The sequence below is a fragment of the Aurantiacibacter zhengii genome (genome assembly GCF_003584125.1).
Taxonomy (GTDB): Bacteria; Pseudomonadota; Alphaproteobacteria; order Sphingomonadales; family Sphingomonadaceae; genus Alteraurantiacibacter; species Alteraurantiacibacter zhengii.
Genome location: NZ_QXFL01000006.1, coordinates 141,021 through 160,132 on the forward strand (window position 1 = coordinate 141,021; position 19,112 = coordinate 160,132).

The 19,112-nt window shown below is 62.2% G+C and carries 20 protein-coding genes; 7 read left to right on the forward strand and 13 right to left on the reverse strand.

Translation table 11 applies throughout. The features are described from left to right. Positions 1–103: 103 nt before the first annotated feature. Positions 104–1,441, forward strand: coding sequence for an MFS transporter (locus tag D2V07_RS13755; protein ID WP_119587526.1), 1,338 nt, complete (start codon positions 104–106; stop codon positions 1,439–1,441). On the opposite strand, the gene D2V07_RS13760 is transcribed toward D2V07_RS13755, so the two are convergent. Further along, on the reverse strand, positions 1,442–1,651 hold the full coding sequence (locus tag D2V07_RS13760; protein WP_233548413.1) for a hypothetical protein: 210 nt from the start codon (positions 1,649–1,651) through the stop codon (positions 1,442–1,444). It abuts the gene before it with no gap. A gap of 124 nt (positions 1,652–1,775) precedes the next feature. Between D2V07_RS13760 and D2V07_RS13765 the strand changes: the two genes are divergently transcribed. Beyond that, positions 1,776–3,431: a thiamine pyrophosphate-binding protein gene (locus tag D2V07_RS13765; protein WP_119587528.1), complete on the forward strand. Its 1,656-nt coding sequence runs from the start codon at positions 1,776–1,778 to the stop codon at positions 3,429–3,431. Positions 3,432–3,493: 62 nt separating this feature from the next. On the opposite strand, the gene D2V07_RS13770 is transcribed toward D2V07_RS13765, so the two are convergent. Further along, positions 3,494–3,664: a CsbD family protein gene (locus tag D2V07_RS13770; protein ID WP_119587529.1), complete on the reverse strand. Its 171-nt coding sequence runs from the start codon at positions 3,662–3,664 to the stop codon at positions 3,494–3,496. A gap of 87 nt (positions 3,665–3,751) precedes the next feature. Continuing rightward, entirely contained in the window at positions 3,752–4,162 is a 411-nt protein-coding gene (locus D2V07_RS13775; RefSeq protein ID WP_119587530.1) for an EVE domain-containing protein, read from the reverse strand. Positions 4,163–4,341: 179 nt separating this feature from the next. Here D2V07_RS13775 and D2V07_RS13780 point away from each other — a divergent pair, with 179 nt between their 5' ends. From D2V07_RS13780 to D2V07_RS13800, 5 genes are read left to right on the forward strand one after another with little or no spacing between them, the layout of a single operon-like run. Further along, the gene (locus tag D2V07_RS13780) at positions 4,342–5,937 is read left to right on the forward strand and encodes a putative bifunctional diguanylate cyclase/phosphodiesterase (RefSeq protein ID WP_119587531.1); all 1,596 of its coding nucleotides are present in this window, start codon (positions 4,342–4,344) and stop codon (positions 5,935–5,937) included. 39 nt (positions 5,938–5,976) lie between these two features. Beyond that, positions 5,977–6,786, forward strand: a complete 810-nt coding sequence (gene dapF, locus D2V07_RS13785; protein WP_119587532.1) for a diaminopimelate epimerase — start codon at positions 5,977–5,979, stop codon at positions 6,784–6,786. Further along, the gene (locus D2V07_RS13790; protein ID WP_233548414.1) at positions 6,783–7,973 is read left to right on the forward strand and encodes a MiaB/RimO family radical SAM methylthiotransferase; all 1,191 of its coding nucleotides are present in this window, start codon (positions 6,783–6,785) and stop codon (positions 7,971–7,973) included. Before dapF ends, D2V07_RS13790 begins: the two co-directional genes overlap by 4 nt. After that, a complete protein-coding gene (gene ftsY / locus D2V07_RS13795; RefSeq protein ID WP_119587533.1) occupies positions 7,970–8,893 on the forward strand; it encodes a signal recognition particle-docking protein FtsY in 924 nt (307 codons plus the stop codon). Before D2V07_RS13790 ends, ftsY begins: the two co-directional genes overlap by 4 nt. Then, positions 8,893–9,561: an inner membrane-spanning protein YciB gene (locus D2V07_RS13800; protein WP_119587534.1), complete on the forward strand. Its 669-nt coding sequence runs from the start codon at positions 8,893–8,895 to the stop codon at positions 9,559–9,561. The genes ftsY and D2V07_RS13800 overlap by 1 nt, the downstream gene beginning before the upstream one ends. Positions 9,562–9,567: 6 nt before the next feature. On the opposite strand, the gene D2V07_RS13805 is transcribed toward D2V07_RS13800, so the two are convergent. From D2V07_RS13805 to D2V07_RS13845, 10 genes are all read right to left on the reverse strand, one after another. Next, positions 9,568–10,860: an APC family permease gene (locus D2V07_RS13805; protein ID WP_119587535.1), complete on the reverse strand. Its 1,293-nt coding sequence runs from the start codon at positions 10,858–10,860 to the stop codon at positions 9,568–9,570. Between the two features lie 73 nt (positions 10,861–10,933). Beyond that, complete coding sequence (locus D2V07_RS13810; RefSeq protein WP_233548415.1) at positions 10,934–12,826, reverse strand: potassium transporter Kup; 1,893 nt, start codon at positions 12,824–12,826, stop codon at positions 10,934–10,936. Between the two features lie 100 nt (positions 12,827–12,926). Further along, positions 12,927–13,604 (reverse strand): tetratricopeptide repeat protein, encoded by a 678-nt coding sequence (locus tag D2V07_RS13815; RefSeq protein WP_119587537.1) that lies wholly within the window; start codon positions 13,602–13,604, stop codon positions 12,927–12,929. Beyond that, on the reverse strand, positions 13,601–14,038 hold the full coding sequence (locus D2V07_RS13820) for a cytochrome c-type biogenesis protein (RefSeq protein WP_119587538.1): 438 nt from the start codon (positions 14,036–14,038) through the stop codon (positions 13,601–13,603). The genes D2V07_RS13815 and D2V07_RS13820 overlap by 4 nt, the downstream gene beginning before the upstream one ends. Further along, positions 14,038–14,574, reverse strand: a complete 537-nt coding sequence (locus tag D2V07_RS13825) for a redoxin family protein (protein WP_119587539.1) — start codon at positions 14,572–14,574, stop codon at positions 14,038–14,040. The genes D2V07_RS13820 and D2V07_RS13825 overlap by 1 nt, the downstream gene beginning before the upstream one ends. Next, positions 14,571–16,538, reverse strand: a complete 1,968-nt coding sequence (locus D2V07_RS13830) for a heme lyase CcmF/NrfE family subunit (protein ID WP_119587540.1) — start codon at positions 16,536–16,538, stop codon at positions 14,571–14,573. The genes D2V07_RS13825 and D2V07_RS13830 overlap by 4 nt, the downstream gene beginning before the upstream one ends. Next, complete coding sequence (gene ccmE / locus D2V07_RS13835) at positions 16,535–17,020, reverse strand: cytochrome c maturation protein CcmE (protein WP_119587541.1); 486 nt, start codon at positions 17,018–17,020, stop codon at positions 16,535–16,537. Before ccmE ends, D2V07_RS13830 begins: the two co-directional genes overlap by 4 nt. Continuing rightward, on the reverse strand, positions 17,017–17,157 hold the full coding sequence (locus D2V07_RS18720; RefSeq protein WP_199698798.1) for a hypothetical protein: 141 nt from the start codon (positions 17,155–17,157) through the stop codon (positions 17,017–17,019). The genes ccmE and D2V07_RS18720 overlap by 4 nt, the downstream gene beginning before the upstream one ends. Next, positions 17,154–17,888, reverse strand: a complete 735-nt coding sequence (gene ccmC / locus D2V07_RS13840) for a heme ABC transporter permease CcmC (RefSeq protein ID WP_119587542.1) — start codon at positions 17,886–17,888, stop codon at positions 17,154–17,156. The genes D2V07_RS18720 and ccmC overlap by 4 nt, the downstream gene beginning before the upstream one ends. Positions 17,889–18,004: 116 nt before the next feature. Beyond that, positions 18,005–19,066 (reverse strand): Leu/Phe/Val dehydrogenase, encoded by a 1,062-nt coding sequence (locus tag D2V07_RS13845; RefSeq protein ID WP_119587543.1) that lies wholly within the window; start codon positions 19,064–19,066, stop codon positions 18,005–18,007. Positions 19,067–19,112 lie beyond the last annotated feature (46 nt).

The following is a 19,112-nucleotide window of genomic DNA, read 5'->3' on the forward strand; positions in this document are numbered from 1 at the left end:
CCGCAATTCGCCGCAGGAAAAAGCATGGTTGCTGCTGCTATTTGGGAGAAACCGCGTTAAGCCCTCTTCCGGACCTGCCCTCCGGGCGCTGCAAACAGGCTTTATGTTCACCTCAACCCACCTGCTGAAGCAACGCCGGTTCCTGCCGTTGTTCTGCACCCAGCTGCTGAACGCCTTCAACGACAACCTCTACAAGACAACGATGGTGCTTTTCGTCGTCTACAGCGTCTACAACTCGCCCGACGCCGAAACGGTATTCTCGGGCGCGGCCTCGGCCGTCTTCATCCTGCCGTTCTTCCTGCTGTCCGCCATTGCCGGGCAACTGGCCGACCTGACTGACAAGGCCAGGATCATCCGCACCGTGAAGGCGGCGGAGATCGGTATCATGAGCGTGGGCGCATTCGGCCTGTTCCTCGCCTGGGAGGGCATCGCGGTCGAGATGCTCGCCATTCCGCTCCTGATGCTGGCGCTGTTTGCGATGGGGGTGCACTCTACCTTCTTCGGCCCCATCAAGTACGCGATCCTGCCGCAGCATTTGGAAAAGGAAGAGGTGCTGGCCGGCACCGGCCTGGTGGAGGCGGGCACCTACATCGCCATCATGACAGGGACGATCCTGGCCGGGTTCCTGGCCGACCAGGTGGAGATCGCCGCCCTCGCGATCCTGGTTTTTGCCGTGATCGGCTATCTCACCAGTCGTCAGGTTCCCCCCGCCCCGCCGATGGGAGAGCCGGAGAAGATCGACTTCAATCCTCTTACCTCGTCCTGGCGCATGATTCGCGAATGCACCCACAATCGCGAGGTGTTCTACGCGATCATCGCAATCAGCTTCTTCTGGACCATCGGCAGCGTGCTGTTCATCCAGTTCCCGCCGCTGGCCAAGAACGTGCTAATGGCAGACCCTACGGTCGCCAGCCTGTTTCTGGTGTTCTTCTCGATCGGTGTGGCCGTGGGATCGGTCGCCGTGAACCTGCTGCTGAAGGGGAAGGTTTCGGCGCGCTATTCCCCCGTATCTGTGCTGCTGATGGCGGGCATGGTCGCGGTCTTCTATTTTGTATGCAAGGCATGGAATGCAGGCCTGCGCGATACACAACTGATGGATGTGGCGACCTTCCTCTCCTACCCGCTGGCCTGGGCGGTGCTGGGGAGCCTGTTGTTCATCGCGATTTTCGGCGGCATGTTCGTGGTGCCGCTCTACGCCTTTCTCACCACGAAGGTACCGGCCTCGCAGGCCAGCCGCGCGGTTGCCGCTAACAACATCGTCAATTCCGGGGCGATGGTATTCGGCTCGCTGCTGGCGCTGGGATTGAGCGCGGTAGGCGTTCCGCTGGCCGAGCAGGTCCTGCTCAGCGCGGCGATGTGCCTGTTCTCGGTATGGCTTGGTGCGCGCCTCTACCGCGCCGAGAAGGACGCAGCCGAAGCGCAGCCAGCAATTGCCGAGTAATCAGGCGATGAAAGTAATGGTGGCCAGGAAGCCCGCGGCATAGGTGGCGGCAACCGTTTCGAAATCGTGGCGCGTCAGCCCCAGAGACAGCCTCTTTCGCCAGGGTGCCATCGGCTCGATCTCGTTCGCGCGTTCCAGAACGTGCGGCGGCAGGGAGGCCCGGAACGGATGGCGGGCCGATTCAGTGGTCAGGACAAGTGAGCGTCTCATGATGCCGTGTTAACGTCTTGGTAACGATTTGGCTCCCGCATCCCGTGCAATGTTCAATCGCGGGACGGTTGGTAACTCGCGCAACTGGTTGCCGCGCCTTCGCGGCGGGGCTAATCGCTGTGGCATGACCAGAACCGCTGCCCGCCTGCTTGTCGATTGCCTTGTCGAACAAGGGGCCTCGCGCGCTTTCACCGTTCCGGGCGAAAGCTTCCTCCCCGTGCTCGACGCCCTGTCGGATTGCGACGCGATCCAGACCGTGACCTGCCGCCAGGAAGGCGGCGTGACGTTCATGGCCTGCGCCGACGCCACGATGACCGGGCAGCCGGGCATTGCATTCGTCACGCGCGGCCCCGGGGCAACCAATGCGAGTATCGGCGTCCATGTGGCCATGCAGGACAGCCAGCCCATGATCCTGTTCATCGGCGATGTCGACCGCTCCATGCGCGACCGCGAGGGTTTTCAGGAAGTCGATTTTCCCGCCTTTTTCGCGCCGATCGCCAAGTGGTCCGCCCGCATCGATGATGCGAGCCGCATACCGGAATACATCGCGCGTGCCTGGTCCACCGCGATCAGTGGCAGGCCCGGCCCGGTCGTGCTCGCGCTGCCGGAAGACATGCTGCACGAGGATGGGATCGAGAGCCCCGTGCGCCCGTCTGTCGTCAAGCCCGCCCAGGCCCCCTGCCCCGATGTCATGGCGACAATGATGGAGATGATCGGCGATGCCGCGGCACCCCTCGCCATAGTCGGCGGTGCCGGATGGAACGCGCGGGCAAGGCACTACTTTACAGAATTTGCGGAGCGTATCGGCCTTCCCGTCGCCACCGCATTCCGTCGTCAGGATGCAATTTCGCCAAGCTCTTCGGTCTACGCCGGCAATCTTGGCTACGGTCCCTCCCCCAAGTTGACCGAGCGGGTGAAAGCGGCAGACCTGCTGCTGGTCGTGGGCGCTCGCCTGGGCGAAGCGACGACGGATGGCTATTCGCTCATCACGCCGGATCATCCGGACCAGGTACTGATACACGTCCATCCCGATCCTCAGGAACTGGGGCGCGTCTATCGCACGGACCTTCCGGTCTGCGCCGACATGGCAGAGTTTTCCGAAAGCGCAGCACTGTGGGACGAGAGCGACGTGATCGATTTCGACTGCGGTGCCCAGGCCCATGCCGAGTGGCAGGCCTGGAACACCCCTTACGAGGAAGCGCGCTACGATCTCGACCTTGCGCTTGCCATGGCAACCTGCCGGCGCCTGCTGCCCGCAGATGCCATCATCTGCAACGGAGCAGGCAACTTCGCTGGCTGGTGGCATCGGTACTGGCCGTACGCGGGATACCCGTCGCAGCTCGCTCCCACTGCTGGCGCTATGGGTTATGGCGTTCCCGCAGCTGTGGCCGCGGCCATGCGCGAGCCTGATCGCTGCGTAGTCGCGGCGGCAGGCGATGGCGATTTCCTGATGAACGCGCAGGAACTGGCGACAGCCGCGCAATATGGGCTGGATTTGCTGGTCATCGTGTTCGACAATTCGACCTACGGCACCATTCGCATGCACCAGGAACGCGAATACCCGGGGCGCGAAGCCTCCACCCACCTTGCAAACCCCGACTTTGCCAAACTGGCCGAGAGCTTTGGTGGCTGGGGCGCCCGGGTTGAGAGCAACGCCGAGTTCGACGAAGCGCTGGAAGCGGCATTGCAGAAAAAGGGCATCCGGCTGCTGCACTGTATCACCGATATCGAGCAGTTGAGCGCCGCAGGCGCCACGGTGAGCGGCCTTAGATCGCGGTAGTACGCAACAAAAAGGGGCCGCCTCCTTCCGGAAGCGGCCCCTTTTTTGTCTTGTACGGCTGCTTAGATGTCGTTGCCGAGCTTGCCTTCGACTTCGCCCTTCAGCTGCTGGGCTTCGCCCTTCTTTTCCTGCTTGCGACCTTCGGCACGTGTCTCAGGGTTGTTCGACTCCTGCTTCACGTTACCGACGGCTTCGTTGGCGTTGCCTTTTACCTTTTCTGTAAATTCACCCATGTTCGTTACTCCATTGTTCTGCCGGGCTAGCACGACCATCGCGCGCCCTTTAATTTAACAACGGTAACGGACGGCCGATGTTCCGAATTAACTCTCTGACATTTTAAGAATTATTTCCCATTCCTCTGGTCTGATTTCGGCCACGGACAGGCGCGAAAGGCGAACCAGTTCGATCCCTTCAAGCGTTGGTTCTGCCTTGATCGCTTTCAGTGTCACGAAGTTGTCCAGCGGGCGAACAGGTTCGACCTTTACCGTTGGCCATTTGCCTTCTGGATCGGTGGGGTCGGTCAATCCGGCCTCGCTCACGCGGGCAATGCCGACGATCTCCAGCCCCTTGTTGGAATGGTAGAAAAAACACTGGTCGCCCACTTCCATAGCACGCAGGTTATTCGCGGCACGGTGGTTGCGGACCCCGTCCCAGATGGTCTCGCCATCCTTCACCAGCTGTTCCCAGGCGTACTTGAACGGTTCCGATTTGATGAGCCAGTAATGGGGCAATCCACTCTCCTTTGACGCGCCGCGTCCCTAGCGTGGGCAATTCTCACGCGCAATTAACCCTATCTTGAAGGTGTTGCGCGATAAGCCCTGCGTTGAACTGGGGAAATCGCTTGTTGAAACGGGCGTTACAAAAGAAGGCGAAAGCCGCGGACACGAAGATTCGCAGCGCGGAACGCGACATGATCGCGCTCGGCATCGCGACTGCATCTGTCATCATGTTCGTCGGAACCGGCGGCACCTTGATGCCGCAGATTGCGCGCGCCTGGTTCTGGGGCGGCAGCGCACCCGACATGCTGCTGATAAACGCCGTGCTTCTCAACATCGCCCTGCTGCTTTTCGGCTGGCGTCGCTACCGCGACCTGCATGCCGAAGTGGAAGTGCGGCGCCGTGCGGAAGAGCGCGCGCGCGAACTGGCAGAGCGTGACCCACTTACAGGCTGCCTCAACCGCCGCAGCGGCCCTCCAGCGATGGAGAACCTGCGCCGCTCCGTTGCCGAGACTCAGCGAGAGATCGCGGTGATGATGATCGATCTCGATAACTTCAAGCAGATCAACGACCTTAACGGGCACCAGATGGGGGACACCGTACTGAGCACGGTCGCACGCCGGATTGCAGACGTTCTGCCCGACGAGGCGATCCTGGCCCGGATCGGCGGAGACGAATTCGCCTGCGCACTGCCCTTCGACTATCATGCGCGGGAGGATGTGGACGACATTGTCGATCTAGTCATCCGGACAGTTTCCGCCCCCATCGAGGCGAACCGGCTGACGGTGGAAGCGACGGTATCGATTGGCGTCGCCCAGTCCGGACGAGCCTACGAACCGCAGCAGGTCGCCGATGCCGAGGCGCTGATACACCGCGCGGATATCGCCATGTATCATGCGAAGAAGCGCGGCCGGAATCGCTATTACTGGTTCGAACCGCAGATGGAGGACGAGCTGCGCTTTCGCAACGAGCTCGAAGCCGGCATTCGCCAGGGCATCGCAGCCGACGAATTCGTGCCGTTCTATGAACAGCAGATCGACCTCGAAACCGGCAAGCTGTCGGGCTTCGAGATGCTGGCGCGCTGGAAGAGTCCCCGATACGGGATTGTCAGTCCGGAAATCTTCATTCCCATTGCGGAAGAGATCGATCTCATCAGCGAGCTTTCGGAACGGCTGATCCGGCAGGCGCTGGAAGATGCCAAGGACTGGGATCCCGGCCTTACACTTTCGGTCAATATTTCTCCGGTCCAGCTGCGCGATCCGTGGTTCGCGCAGAAACTGCTGCACCTGCTGGTAGAGAGCGGCTTCCCGCCTGCTAGGCTGGAAATCGAAATCACCGAAAGCTGCCTGCACGAGAACATAGGTGCAGTGCGTTCGATCGTCTCAAGCCTGAAGAACCAGGGCATCCGGATCAGCCTCGACGATTTTGGTACCGGCTATTCCAGCCTCTCCCAACTCCGCTCGCTGCCGTTCGACAGGCTGAAGATAGACCGCAGCTTCGTGGCCGAAATGGCGGCTGGTGGTGAAGGCCGGACTCTGGTCGAAGCGATCATCTCGCTCGGCAAGGGCTTGTCTCTTCCAGTCACCGCCGAAGGTATCGAGAGCGACGAGGTGCTGGGCCAGTTGAAGGGGATGGGCGAGATGAAGGGCCAGGGTTATCTGTATGGCCTGCCCGAAGATGCCAGCACCACCCGCGATCGGCTTGCGAGACTTGGCATGCTGAAGGACACCAGCGTCTCCGTATCCGCCGAAGCCGTGCAGGCGCTTCACCCGCAGCGCAGGGCCAGCTGAGGCATTGCGATAAGCGCGCCGCGCCCCTAGGTGGCGCTGATGCGCATCAACTTCACCAAGATGCATGGTCTCGGCAACGATTTCATCGTGCTTGATGCGCGAGAGGAAGACCTGCCCGATCTCGGAGCGGAAACCATTCGCGCCTTGTCCGACAGGACGCGCGGTATCGGGTGCGACCAGTTCATCGTGCTGGAACCCGATCCCGATGCCAGCGTGCGGATGCGCATCTACAACGCAGACGGCGGTGAAGTCGAAGCCTGTGGCAACGCCGCGCGCGCAATCGGTCTGATGCTGGGCAAACCGGCGACGATTGCGACCGGGGGCGGTCTCATCAGCACCACCCCTGCAGAAAACGGCATAGCGGTGGATATGGGAGAGCCGCGCTTTGGCTGGGAAGCAATCCCCCTCGCCTATGCCGTCGATACGGACGCCATGCCGGTGGGCTGGGACATGCTGGAGCAGCCATCGGCAGTGAATGTTGGCAATCCCCATGCGATCTTTTTCGTGCCTGATTGCGATGCCGTGCCGCTGGACGAGCTAGGGCCGCAGATCGAGCATGACCCGCTGTTTCCGCAGCGCGTGAATGTGAACGTCGCCACTGTAGTGGACCGCAAGACCCTGCGCTTGCGGGTTTGGGAACGCGGTGTCGGCCTTACCCGCGCGTGCGGCACCGGTGCCTGCGCAACGGCGGTTGCGGCCATGCGGCGCGGCCTCGTCGATCGTGAAGTTTCCGTCGAATTGCCGGGCGGCCCGCTATCTATCGCCTGGCATCAGGACAACCGCATCATCATGACGGGCCCTGCAACGCAGGCCTTTCGCGGCAGTTTCGAGCTGGATGATTATACTTGAGCCACGCAGAAGCCATTGCGCCCGAGGTAATCTCGCTGGGCTGTCGCCTGAACATTGCGGAGAGCGAGCAAATCCGCACGCTGATTGCCGATGAAGGCGATGTGGTGGTGGTGAACAGCTGCGCTGTTACCATGGAAGCCGTGCGGCAGACGCGGCAGGCAATCCGGCGCGCTCGCCGGGCACGTCCCGATGCGCGGCTGCTGGTAACTGGCTGCGCTGCGGACATCGAGCGCGACCAGCTTTCCGCCATGCCCGAAGTCGACGGCCTCATCCCCAACACCCGCAAGCTTGATGCGCGCGCCTGGAACGTCCCTGCCGGGCCTCCCCCCGCCCCCACCCGGCGCACCCGCGCCTTTATCGCCGTTCAGAATGGCTGCGACCACGCCTGTACCTTTTGCGTAATTCCGCAAGGTCGCGGACGGAGCCGCTCGCTTGGCGTAGCAGAGGTTCTGCGGGAGGTTGAGCGCCACCTCGAACAGGGCGCACCCGAAGTGGTACTCACCGGGGTCGACGTAACGAGTTGGGGACATGACCTTCCCGGCACACCCCCGTTGGGTGAACTCGTGAAAGCCTTGCTCGACGAATTTCCGCAACTCCAGCGGCTGCGCATGTCATCGCTTGACGGCGTGGAGATCGACCCGCTCCTGTTCGACCTTTTCGCTGGCGAACCGCGCCTTATGCCGCACCTGCATCTGTCCCTGCAGCACGGTTCGGACCTGATCCTGAAGCGCATGAAGCGTCGCCACCTGCGCCGCGATGCCATCGACCTGGTAAGCCGCCTCAAGCAGGTGCGGCCCGACATCGCCATAGGCGCGGACCTGATCGCCGGCTTTCCCACGGAAACCGATACGCATCACGCGGAGAACTGCTCCATCATCGAGGAGCTGTCGATTGTTCACGGCCACATCTTCCCCTACTCGCCTCGTCCGGGCACGCCTGCGGCCCGCATGCCGCAGCTCGACCGTGCCACGATCAAGGGGCGCGCCAGCGAATTGCGCGCCGTGGTTGCGAAGGTACGCGGCGAGTGGCTGCAGAGCCTTGTGGGCGAATCCCAGTGCGTGCTTATCGAACGCGACGGCACCGGCTATGCCGAGAACTTCGCACGGGTGGAGGCACCGGCGGGCAGCGTGCCCGGCACCATCCAGTCCATCACGCCCCACGTTCTTGAAGAAGGCCTGCTGAAGTGAGCGAAACAAGCTGGTCCCAGAAACTGTTCGGAGGCTTCCGCAAGACCTCCGACCGCCTGTCGGAAAACCTCACCGGCGTTGTGGGCACGGCCAGGCTGGACGATGCTACGCTGGACGACGTGGAAGATGCCCTGATCCTTTCAGACCTCGGCCCCAGCGCCGCGGCGCGAATTCGCGCAAAGCTGGCGGAAAAGCGTTTCGGGCTGACGATTACCGAACGCGAACTGAAAGAAGCGGTAGCGGAAGAAATCGCCGCGATCCTGCGTCCAGTGGCCGTGCCGCTGGAAGTGACTGCTTTCCCTCGCCCGCAAGTCATCCTGGTGATCGGGGTCAACGGCAGTGGCAAGACCACCACCATCGCCAAGCTGGGCCACTGGTTTCAGGAAGAGGATTACGAGGTGATGCTGGCGGCGGGCGACACCTTCCGCGCAGCTGCCATCGGCCAGTTGAAGATCTGGGCCGAGCGCATCGGTGCGCCTATCATCACGGGGCCGGAAGGGGGCGATCCGGCCAGCATCGTTTTCGACGCGGTGAAGAAGGCGACGGAAATCGGTACCGACGCCCTTATCGTGGACACCGCGGGCCGGCTGCAGAACAAGCGCGAACTGATGGACGAGCTGGCCAAGATCCGGAAGGTACTGGGCCGCCTGAATCCCGAAGCCCCGCATGACGTGGTGCTGGTGCTGGATGCCACCAATGGCCAGAATGCCCTTTCCCAGATCGAGATATTCAAGGAAGTGGCGGGCGTTACCGGCCTGATAATGACCAAGCTGGATGGCACGGCACGCGGCGGCGTGCTGGTGGCGGCGGCAGAGCAATACGGTCTGCCAATCCACGCCATCGGCGTTGGCGAGACACTGGACGACCTGCGCCCGTTCGACCCCGACCTGGTGGCGCGTGTGATCGCAGGAGTAGCCTGATGACTACCGAAGCGCCGAAGCAGGCGACGGCAACCGATAAACCCAAGTCAGGCTGGCTGAATGTCGCGGTCGATTACGGTCCTCTGCTCGTTTTTTTCCTCGCCTACAAATATTATTCGCCCGAGAATGCGGGGGAAGACACCGCGGGCGAGATTTTTGCTGTCATACGCGGCACCGGGGCCTTCATCGTCGCGGCCGTCCTTGCGCTTGTGATAAGCAAGTGGAGGCTGGGTAAGGTCAGCCCGATGCTGTGGCTATCGACGGCCATGATCGTGGGGTTTGGCGCACTGACCATATATTTCCAGGATGAACGGTTCATCCAGTGGAAGCCGACAATCATCTACGTGCTGTTCTCGGCCGTGCTTCTGGCAGGATATGCCAAGGGCAAGTCGCTATTGAAGGTCTTGCTGGAAGCAGCCTTCGAAGGCCTCAACGACGAAGGCTGGCTGAAGCTGTCGCGCAACTGGGGCTTGTTCTTCATCGTGCTGGCCGCGCTGAACACAGCGCTGATATTCATGGTCAGTTTCGAGACTTGGCTGGGCATGAAGCTGTGGCTGTTCCTGCCGCTCACCTTCCTTTTTACCTTTACCCAGGTGCCGATGCTGATGCGCCACGGGCTGAGCGTAGAGGATAACGATCCCAGCGACGATACGCCGCCGCCCGGTTGATCGCTATCAGGCAGGCACAGTGCCAGGTGTCGGCACGTTTCGCTTGCATGCCCAGCGAACGACCATCGCGATCCCGAGCAGAACCAGCACCCAGAGTGAGGTTTCGAGACCGGAACCATAAGTGGCAAAGGCGGCGAACGCGAGGCCGAGGAGCAGCACGGGCCAGCGCCCGACCTTCCGGTTCTCGCGGATCGCGGCAACCACACCCAGAAGGTAGAATACGAGAACACCGCCCGTCGTCAGCAGGGCCATGAAGGTGAACATGCCCGAAAGGCCGCGCGAAGTGTTCGCGAGGATCAGCACACTCACGCCGATGGCCTGGGCGACCACGCCCCAGTGCGGCACGCCCCTGGTGTTCGTCCTTGCGAAGAATTGCGGCACTTCGCGGCGCAGCGCCATCGAATAGGTGCAATCTGCACCAATCAACAGCAGGCCGTTCGCGCAGCCAATCACGCTCACCATGATGCACAGGGCCACGAGCGTTCCGGCTATTGGCCCCAGCAGCTGGGTGAGCGCGTCCGAAACCGGGGAACTGGAACTGGCAATATCCTGCCACGGTATCACCAGCACCAGACCAGTGCTTACCAAAAGGTAGAGCGAGACGACGAGCAAGGTTCCCCCGATAAGCGCCAGGGGGATATTGCGACCGGGATCGCTGATCTTGTTTACTGGGATACTCGCTGCCTCGAATCCCAGAAGAGCGAACAGGGTTAGCGCCACTGCGCCGGATATGTTGTCGAAACTGACTGGTGCCGGGGCCATCTCCTGCAAGGGTTCCGGCCCCACCATCACCCACAGGCAGGCGCCTATCACCAGGAGCAGCGAGATGACCTTGATGATCACCGAAAGCACCTGCAATCGTCCGGCCGACCGCGTGCCCGAAAGATTGATCGCCGTCAGCAGCCAGACCAGCGCCACAGCGACGATAATTCCGGGCCTGTCCCCGCCCTCGGGGAAGACCATTGTTGCGATGATCGATCCACCAGCAATATTAAGCGCGGCAATGGAGGTGAACCCGGACGCCCAGTAGGCAAAGATCGCCAGGAAGCCGGGCACTTCCCCGATAATCCTTTCGACGTTGTGCTGGATGCCTTCGCCCGTTCCATCCATGAGGAAGCGGAACGTCATCGCCAGGCACAGGGCCCCTGCCCCGCTGATGAACCACCCCAAGGCGGTGTTCCAGCCCAGCGGTGCCAGCGACGATGGCAGGAAATAGATGCCGCTGCCTATCATCGTGCCGATGACGAGCGACATGCTCATCATCAGGCCGAGCGGTCTCCTGGACGTCGGTATGTTCATGGCTGCCCCCCGGCATCCGGGGCGAGGAAAGCCAGCGCCGGATACGACAAGCTATGTCAGCGCAGGGTAACCGTCAAATCTCTACCTGGCTGCCCAGTTCCACCACGCGGTTGGTAGGCAGACGGAAGAACTCCATCGGTGTCGCGGCGTTGCGCATCATCCACGCGAACAGCTTCTCTCGCCAAACCATCATGCCGGGATTTTCCGCGGACAGCAGCGTTTGGCGACTGAGGAAGAAACTGGTCTGCATCATGTCGAATGGCCCGCCGCACATCTCACGCCGCTTGAGCGCAGCAGGCACGTCCGTTTCCTGCATGAATCCGTAACTCAGGATGACGCGGAAGAAACCATCGCCCAGTTCCTCGATACGGCAACGATCCTCTTCGCCGACATTGGGCACATCGGCGATCTGCACGGTCAGCACGATCACCCGCTCGTGCAGCACCTTGTTATGCTTGATGTTGTGCAGCAGCGCCGATGGTGTGCCCTTGCTGCCCGAATTCATGAAGATCGCAGTTCCCGGCACGCGCGCGGTGCTGCCCCTGGCGGACTTGGCGAAGATATCCAGCGGAAGCCCTGCCTCGGTCATGCGCTGGCGCATCAACTGGCGCCCCTTCGCCCACGTTGTGAGCAAGGTGAAGGCAATCCCGCCGACCAGCAGCGGGAACCAGCCACCATCGGGCACCTTCGTCAGGTTGGCCGCGAAGTAGGCACCGTCCACGATCAGGAACAGCAGGACCACGGGGATGGCGAGCCACATCTTCCATTTCCACGCGCCGACGAACAGAACGGCCATCAGCAGCGTATCGATCGTTACCGCGCCGGTTACGGCGATACCGTATGCGCTGGCGAGATTGGAAGAGTTCTGGAACGTGAGGACCAGCAGGATAACGGCGCACATCAGCGCCCAGTTCACCACCGGAATGTAGATCTGGCCGGAATGTTCGTCGCTCGTGTGACGGATCGACAGGCGGGGAACGAAGCCCAGCTGGATCGCCTGGTGCGTGATGGAGAACGCGCCCGAGATGACAGCCTGACTGGCGATGAAGGTGGCGCAAGTGGCCAAGATCACGAGCGGCAGGCGATAGGCCTCTGGTGCAAGGAAGAAGAAGGGATTGAGGATCGCCTCTTCCGCAGCGGCATCGGGCAACCCGATGATCATGGCGCCCTGCCCGAAATAGTTGATCAGAAGACACGGCATGACGAAGCCGAACCACGACAGCTTCATCGGCCCGCGGCCGAAATGACCCATGTCGGAATAGAGCGCCTCTGCCCCCGTCACCGCCAGCACGACCGAGCCGAGCGCAAGAAACGCGAACCACTTGTCGACGATGAAGAACTGGAGGGCGTACCAGGGGTTGAGGGCCCAGAGGATCTCCGGCGTGTTGAAAAGCTGGGTGATGCCCAATCCAGCAAGGGTGATGAAATAGACGATCATCACCGGCGCGAACATCGCGCCGACCTTTGCCGTGCCGCGCTTCTGCAGAACGAAGAGGCCGATCAGCAGAACCAGGGCGATAGGAATGACGAACCTGTCGAGCTGGGGGTTCACGACTGTAAGGCCCTCGACAGACGACAGGACCGAGATGGCAGGCGTGATCATCGAGTCGCCATAGAACAGGGCAGTCGCGGCCACGCCAAGCAGCACCACTATCCAGCCGTTGCTGGTCTTTCCCATGGTGCGGGAAAGCAGCGCGACCAGTGCAAGGCTGCCACCCTGTCCGTTATTGTCCGCGCGCATGAGAATGGTCACATACTGGATCGCGACGACCAACGTCATCGACCAGAAAATAAGGCTGACTACGCCCAGAACGTGGAGATCGTCGATAGGAAGGCTGTGCGCGCCGCGAAAGGTTTCGCGGAAAGCGTAAAGCGGAGACGTGCCGATATCGCCGAACACGATGCCAACGGCACCGGCGGCGAGCTTCAGCTTTGCAGATCCCCGGTCATGTCCGGTAGCGCTCATATGGATTTCAGCCCATTCAGCCCATCTGGCCCCCATCGGGCCATAGAGGCGGGCGCGTTAGCAGCAGTCGAGAGCAACCGCAACATGACGCGGTGCAACATTACTCCCCGTTCTCTGCGGCTTGCGGAGCGGGTAAGGGTTGCTGCGCCGCCTGCATGGCACCCAACATGGTCTCGAGTCGAGTCAAGCGCTCCTGCATCCCTGCCCGGCCCTCGGCGCCCTCGGGGCTCGCTGCCAAAGTCTCGCGCCATACCTGTTGCGCTTCCACCAGCCGCCCTTGCTGAATCAGCGCGACACCGAGAAAATAGCCCGGTGCAAGGCTTTCCGGATTCGCATCGGCTGCCTTCTGGAAGGCATAGAGCGAGGCTTGCGAGAGATTACCCTCGGCGTGTTCTGCAAGGGCAATGGCCTGGGCCAGCCAGGCTTCAAAATCGCGCGGATTTTCGCGCGTGACACCTTCCAGCATCTGCGCTGCATCGGCGTAGCGCCCCCGCCGCGCCATGGCGTCGGACAGGATGAGCATATCGCTACCGGACCGGTCGCCCTGCGGGACAAACTCGCGCCTCGCGTCGACCACGTTGAACATCTGCTCGCCTTCGCTGGCGACAGCGGCTCTAGGCGCGGCTGGCATGTCCGGGCTGGCCTGCATGGCATAGCCTGCAAGGCCAAAGCCGAGCGCGGCGGCAAGGCTGGTCCACAGGCTCCTGGAAAGCCCGAAGCCCAATGCGGCAACGGCAAAGCTGGCAACGGCAAGAGCGATAACGAGGATCCAGGTCATGCACCTTCCCCCTCGCCCGCTTCCGGCTCATCCCGCCTTCCCACGCGGCGCAGGAGGACCCCGGCGGCCAGCAGTATCAGCACAACTGGAATGGCAAACAGGGGCCAGGTGGTAGAGCTTACCTGCGGCTCGTAACTCACGTAGTCACCGTAGCGCGAAATCAGCCACTCGCGCACTTCTGCGGGGCTTTCCCCAGCGGCGATGCGCGTGCGCACCTGGTGCCGCATGTCGCCCGCCATGGGCGCGTCGCTATCGGCAATCGACTGGCTCTGGCATTTGAGGCAGCGCAGCGTGTGCATCAGTTCGCGAGCCTGATCCTCGAGTGCCGGATCTTCTAGCTGGGTATAGGCATAGGGCGCCGGCGGCATGCGGTCCTGCGCGCTGGCCGGCTGCACCAGAAAGAAGGCGGCGAGAATCGGAAGCAGAAACCGCATCACGAACCCGCCTTTTGCAGTTCATCCAGCAACGTCGGTACGTCGCCTTCGCGGATGTCGCCTATGTGCTGGTAGGTGATCGTTCCGCTGCCGTCGATCACGAACGTCTCCGGTACTCCGCTGGAGCCTATGGCGAGCTGTACTTCGGAAATGTCATCGCGCCCGATGCGGCTGAAGGGATTTCCGTAAATGGCGAGGAACCGCTCCAGATCCTCGGGCCGGTCACGAATGGCCACGCCCACGATGTTCGCCCCGCTGCGCTCCAGCGCGTCGAGTTGCGGAGCCTCCGCCGCGCAGGGGACACACCAGCTCGCGAAAACATTCAACAGCTTGGGCTGGCCATCGGCAAGGTCGACGCGCGACAGGCCTGGCCTTTCGGCAACAGCGGGCGGCAGGTCGAACTCGGGCATCGGCTGGCCGACCATCGCCGATTCGACGAATTCATCCTTCGGCTGGCTCAGCTGGTAGGCGAACAAGCCGAACAGCGCTGCGGCAAATCCCACGATTATCCAGAGCGTATAGCGCAGCCGCTTCATTCTGCCGGCTCCGGCAGCAAACCGGCTTCCTCTGCGCGGCGCTCTTCTCCGCGTGCAGTCGCATGGCGGCGACGCACATCGCCGATCACGCGCCCGATAAGCGCCATTGCGCCGCCCAGCGCGATCAGCAGGCCGCCGTACCAGATCCAGGTGACGAACGGCTTCCACCACAGCCGCAGTTGCCAGCGCCCATCCTCGGCCCTGTTGCCCAGTGCGACGTACAGCTGGCCGTTCCAGCGGGTGACCAGTGCAACCTCGCTCGTCTCACCCTGCGGAGCCCAGAAGCTGCGCGCTTGCGGGAATGTCTCAGTCGGCGGCCCACCCATATAGGACACGAAGATATCGCCCTGCATGGCGGTCCAGTTCGGCCCGGCGACCGGACTGATCGAGGCAAGCTTCGCCTCCCAGGGGCCAACCTCTACCGTGTCACCGGGGCTGGCCGCCACAAGTCGTTCTTTCTGGAAGGCCGTGTCTGCCGCCACCCCGAAAAGCGCCAGCGCCACTCCAAAATGGGCGATGCACATGCCCCATACCGCAAGGGGCACGCGGCGGATGCTGCGACCGCGCAGTGGCATGAAACTGGCGATGGCGACACCAATCGACATGGCCATACCCATCAATGACAGGAAACTGACATCGGCCAGAACCAATACCAGCGCGAAGACGGCGACCGTTACCAGGGCTATGATAAGGACCGGCACTTTTATCCGGTCAAAGCTGTCCTTGCGCCAGCGCAGCAGCGGTCCCACAGCCATGATCGCCAGCATCGGCAAGAAGAAGATCGCGCTCACTGGGTCGAAGTAGGGCGGCCCCACCGACACGCGCACGTCGAAGGCCTCTGTCAGCAGCGGGTAAAGCGTACCCAGCAGGACGATCCCGAGTATCGCGGTGAGCGCCACGTTGTTCACCACCAGCGCACCTTCCCGGCTGAGAACGGAGAACCGCTCCCCCTCTGCAATGGTGTTTGCGCGCAGCGCGAAAATCACTAGCGCCCCGCCGATATAAAGTGCCAGCAGCATCAGGATGAAGCTGCCGCGCTCCGGGTCGACGGCAAATGCGTGGACGGAGGTAAGAATGCCGGACCGCACGAGGAACGTGCCCACCATGCTCATGGAAAAGGCGACGACTCCCAGCATGATCGTCCAGGTACGCAGCGCGTCCCTCGCCGCCAGCACGCTGGCCGAATGGAGCAGCGCGGTAGCAGCCAGCCAGGGCATCAGCGATGCGTTCTCGACCGGGTCCCAGAACCACCATCCACCCCAGCCCAGTTCGTAATAGGCCCAGTAGGAGCCTGCGGTGATACCGATGGTGAGGAAGATCCACGATCCGAGGACCCAAGGCCGCATGACCCGGGCAAACTCTGGCGTAACCTGCCGCGTCAGCAATGCACCCAGCGCAAAACTGAACGCGACCGACAGCCCGACATAGCCGATGTAAAGCGTGGGCGGGTGGAAGGATACGCCCATGTCCTGCAGCAGCGGGTTCAGGCCGTTGCCTTCGGGAGGCACGGGGGAAAGGCGCTCGAACGGATTGGAAGACAAGAGGATGAAGAGATAGAAGCCGATGCCGACGAATGCCTGCGTGCCGAGCGTTGCCATCATCGTGCGCTCGGGCAGTCGCCGCTCGATAAAGGCGATCAGTCCGCCGGCAAACGCCATCACGGTAATCCACAGCAGCATCGAGCCTTCATGGTTCGCCCATGCGCCCGAGAGCTTGAAAGCCAGCGGCTTCACGGAGTGAGAATTGGCGGCAACCAGCTTTACTGAAAGGTCGGTAACGGCAAAGGCATAGACGAGTGCCAGGAACGATACCGCGCACAAGAGACCCTGCAGCACGGCTGCCGGGCGCACGAGAGCAGCCAGTTCGTTGCCATCGTGGCGAGCACCGAATAATGCGCCGATCAATTGCAGGACCGCAAGCGCGGCTGCAAGCCAGAGGGCTGCAAGTCCGAGCTCGGCGATCATTCGCTCGGGCCCGACATGGATTCCTGCAATTCCTCGCGCAGTTCGGCGCTGCTCATGCCTTCGAGTTCACGCGGCATGTAGTTCTCGTCGTGCTTCGCCAGCAGGTTGTCGGCGATGAACACGCCGTCTGCCCGCATCGCCCCTTCGGCCACCACGCCGGAGCCTTCCACGAACAGGGCAGGCACGATGCCGGTGTAGCTTACAGGTACGCGCGCCTGCCCGTCCTGCACTACGAATTCCACGGTGACACCATCGGCAGCCGTAGTGATGGAGCCGTTCTCCACCATGCCGCCAAGACGGATTGACTGGCCCGGTTGCGGCGGTGCGGCCGCAATATCGGCGGGCACGTAGAAGTAGCTGGCCTGGTTGCGCAGCGCATAAGCCGCCAGCAGGCCCGCGCCCACAAGCGCGACCAGTGCGATAACCAGCAACACCAGCCTCTGGTGCTTGGGTTTCAGCCCGCGGGATCCGGTGGTGCTCATTTCCTGCGCGTTTCCTCTCGCCGCTTCTCGGCCCGGCGCATGGCCATCCAGCTGGTGATAACCAGCGCAAGCATGCCAACCAGTGTCACGCCAAGCGCGGCATAGACAAACAGCCATTGATCGAGGGATTCTCTCACGCGGCCAGTTCCTCCGCCTGCAATGCCTTACGGCGCAGGCGTGCCTCGGCCTGGATATCGGCGAGAATGGCCCGCATCCGCGCCAGCACCACACCGCCGAACAACAGCGAGAAACCCAAGGTAGCTATCAGTAGCGGCCACAGGAACACAGGATCAATGGAACTTTGGCCCATGGTAATGCTGGGCGGCTGATGCAGGCTGTTCCACCACACCACCGAGCGGTTGATGATCGGGATATTGATTGCGCCGACCAGTCCGAAAATGGCGGCGATCCGGCTCGATTGCCCCTCGCGCGCCAGCGAAGAAGAGAGCGCGATGTAGCCGAAATAAAGGAACAGCAGGACCAGCATCGACGTAAGCCGTCCATCCCAGACCCACCAGGTACCCCAGGTGGGACGACCCCATATCGATCCAGTCACAAGGCAGATAGCGGTAAACACAGCACCCGGCACTGCGGCTGCGCGGGCGGCGATCGCGGCCAGCGGATGACGCCAGACCAGTTCCACGAGGCTAGCGATGGCGATCGTCGTCCACCCGCCCATCCCCAGCCAGGCGGCAGGCACATGGACGAACAGGATGCGCACCGTTTCACCCATTAGGCGGTCGGGCGGAACCTGGGTGAGCCCCCACAGCACCGCAGCGGAGGAAATCACCAGGCCGCCAACCAACAGCGGAACTGTCAGCCATTTGGCGATCTTCAGAAAGCGGGCAGGATTGGCGAAGCCGTGCATATTCCGGACAAAGTCACTCGTTGGACGGTCCTTTTACAGGGCGCGTGTCGGCGAACAAGCAAAACCGGAACGCCGGGTGCGCCCAATCGGCCTGTCCCGGTCGCCCGGGCGATCAATCAGCGACCGATCAGGGCCTGGGCCATTGCGTCAGCAACTTCGTTCGACGGCTTGCCGCTGGCATCGCTCTCGCTCCAGATCTCGCCCAGGCGACCCGGAATGCGGGCAATGCGCTTGCGAACCTCGTTGATGTCGCACGGCGTTCCCTCGCGGCGGCACAGGTATTCGTAGCTTACGTTGATGATGCCGCCTGCATTGATCACATAGTCCGGCGCGTAAAGGATGCCTCGGTCGTGCAACTGCTGGCCATGAAGAGGCCGTGCCAGCTGGTTGTTCGCCCCGCCGGCAACGATAGCGCAATCGAGCCGGGCAATGCCCTCCTCGTCCAGAATGGCGCCGAGCGCATTGGGGCTGAAAACGTCACACGCAACGCCCATAATCTGATCGGCGGAAACGGCGGTTCCGCCCAATTCCTGGGCCATCGCAGCCGCACGCTTGTCATCGATATCGGCCAGCGTGAGTTCCGCGCCGTCTTTCGCCAACAGTCGCGCCACGCCGCCGCCCACGGAACCGCAGCCCTGCAGGGCAACGCGAACGCCTTTCATCGATTCCGTACCGAGCTTGTGAGCAACAGCAGCCTTGATGCCGTGATAGATGCCCATGGCAGTAAAAGGACCGGGATCACCGCCTGCATCGCCTTCGTCGGCTGGAAGGCCGCAGACATGCTCGGTCCGGGTATGGATGGCGACCATGTCGGCCTCGGTCGCGCCGACATCCTCCGCCGTTACATAGCGGCCGTCCAGCGCTTCAACAGCGTCACCGAACGCGTGCAGCATCGCTTCGGTCTTGGTACGATCCTTGTCGAGCAGGACCACGGCCTTGCCGCCGCCGATGGGCAATCCGGCCATGGCATTCTTGTAGCTCATGCCGCGCGAGAGGCGCAGCGCATCGCGCATGCCCTTCTCAGGGTCTTCGTAATGCCAGAAACGCGTGCCGCCGGCAGCGGGGCCGAGGTGCGTGGAATGCAGCGCGATAATCGCGGTCAAACCGCTGGCGCGGTCATGCACCACCTCTACGCGCTCGTGCTCGTCCCAGTCGGGTTCGCTCCAGAATGCCGGCATGGCCCTTGCCCTCTTTAGTTACAAGACTGGCAAGCAAGCCCTTGAG

Coding starts and splice junctions, on each gene's coding strand:
- D2V07_RS13755 (WP_119587526.1), top strand. CDS start 104: ATGTTCACCTCAACCCACCTGCTGAAGCAACGCCGGTTCCTGCCGTTG.
- D2V07_RS13760 (WP_233548413.1), bottom strand. CDS start 1,651: ATGAGACGCTCACTTGTCCTGACCACTGAATCGGCCCGCCATCCGTTC.
- D2V07_RS13765 (WP_119587528.1), top strand. CDS start 1,776: ATGACCAGAACCGCTGCCCGCCTGCTTGTCGATTGCCTTGTCGAACAA.
- D2V07_RS13770 (WP_119587529.1), bottom strand. CDS start 3,664: ATGGGTGAATTTACAGAAAAGGTAAAAGGCAACGCCAACGAAGCCGTC.
- D2V07_RS13780 (WP_119587531.1), top strand. CDS start 4,342: ATGATCGCGCTCGGCATCGCGACTGCATCTGTCATCATGTTCGTCGGA.
- dapF (WP_119587532.1), top strand. CDS start 5,977: ATGCGCATCAACTTCACCAAGATGCATGGTCTCGGCAACGATTTCATC.
- D2V07_RS13800 (WP_119587534.1), top strand. CDS start 8,893: ATGACTACCGAAGCGCCGAAGCAGGCGACGGCAACCGATAAACCCAAG.
- D2V07_RS13805 (WP_119587535.1), bottom strand. CDS start 10,860: ATGAACATACCGACGTCCAGGAGACCGCTCGGCCTGATGATGAGCATG.
- D2V07_RS13810 (WP_233548415.1), bottom strand. CDS start 12,826: ATGAGCGCTACCGGACATGACCGGGGATCTGCAAAGCTGAAGCTCGCC.
- D2V07_RS13815 (WP_119587537.1), bottom strand. CDS start 13,604: ATGACCTGGATCCTCGTTATCGCTCTTGCCGTTGCCAGCTTTGCCGTT.
- D2V07_RS13820 (WP_119587538.1), bottom strand. CDS start 14,038: ATGCGGTTTCTGCTTCCGATTCTCGCCGCCTTCTTTCTGGTGCAGCCG.
- D2V07_RS13825 (WP_119587539.1), bottom strand. CDS start 14,574: ATGAAGCGGCTGCGCTATACGCTCTGGATAATCGTGGGATTTGCCGCA.
- D2V07_RS13830 (WP_119587540.1), bottom strand. CDS start 16,538: ATGATCGCCGAGCTCGGACTTGCAGCCCTCTGGCTTGCAGCCGCGCTT.
- ccmE (WP_119587541.1), bottom strand. CDS start 17,020: ATGAGCACCACCGGATCCCGCGGGCTGAAACCCAAGCACCAGAGGCTG.
- ccmC (WP_119587542.1), bottom strand. CDS start 17,888: ATGCACGGCTTCGCCAATCCTGCCCGCTTTCTGAAGATCGCCAAATGG.
- D2V07_RS13845 (WP_119587543.1), bottom strand. CDS start 19,066: ATGCCGGCATTCTGGAGCGAACCCGACTGGGACGAGCACGAGCGCGTA.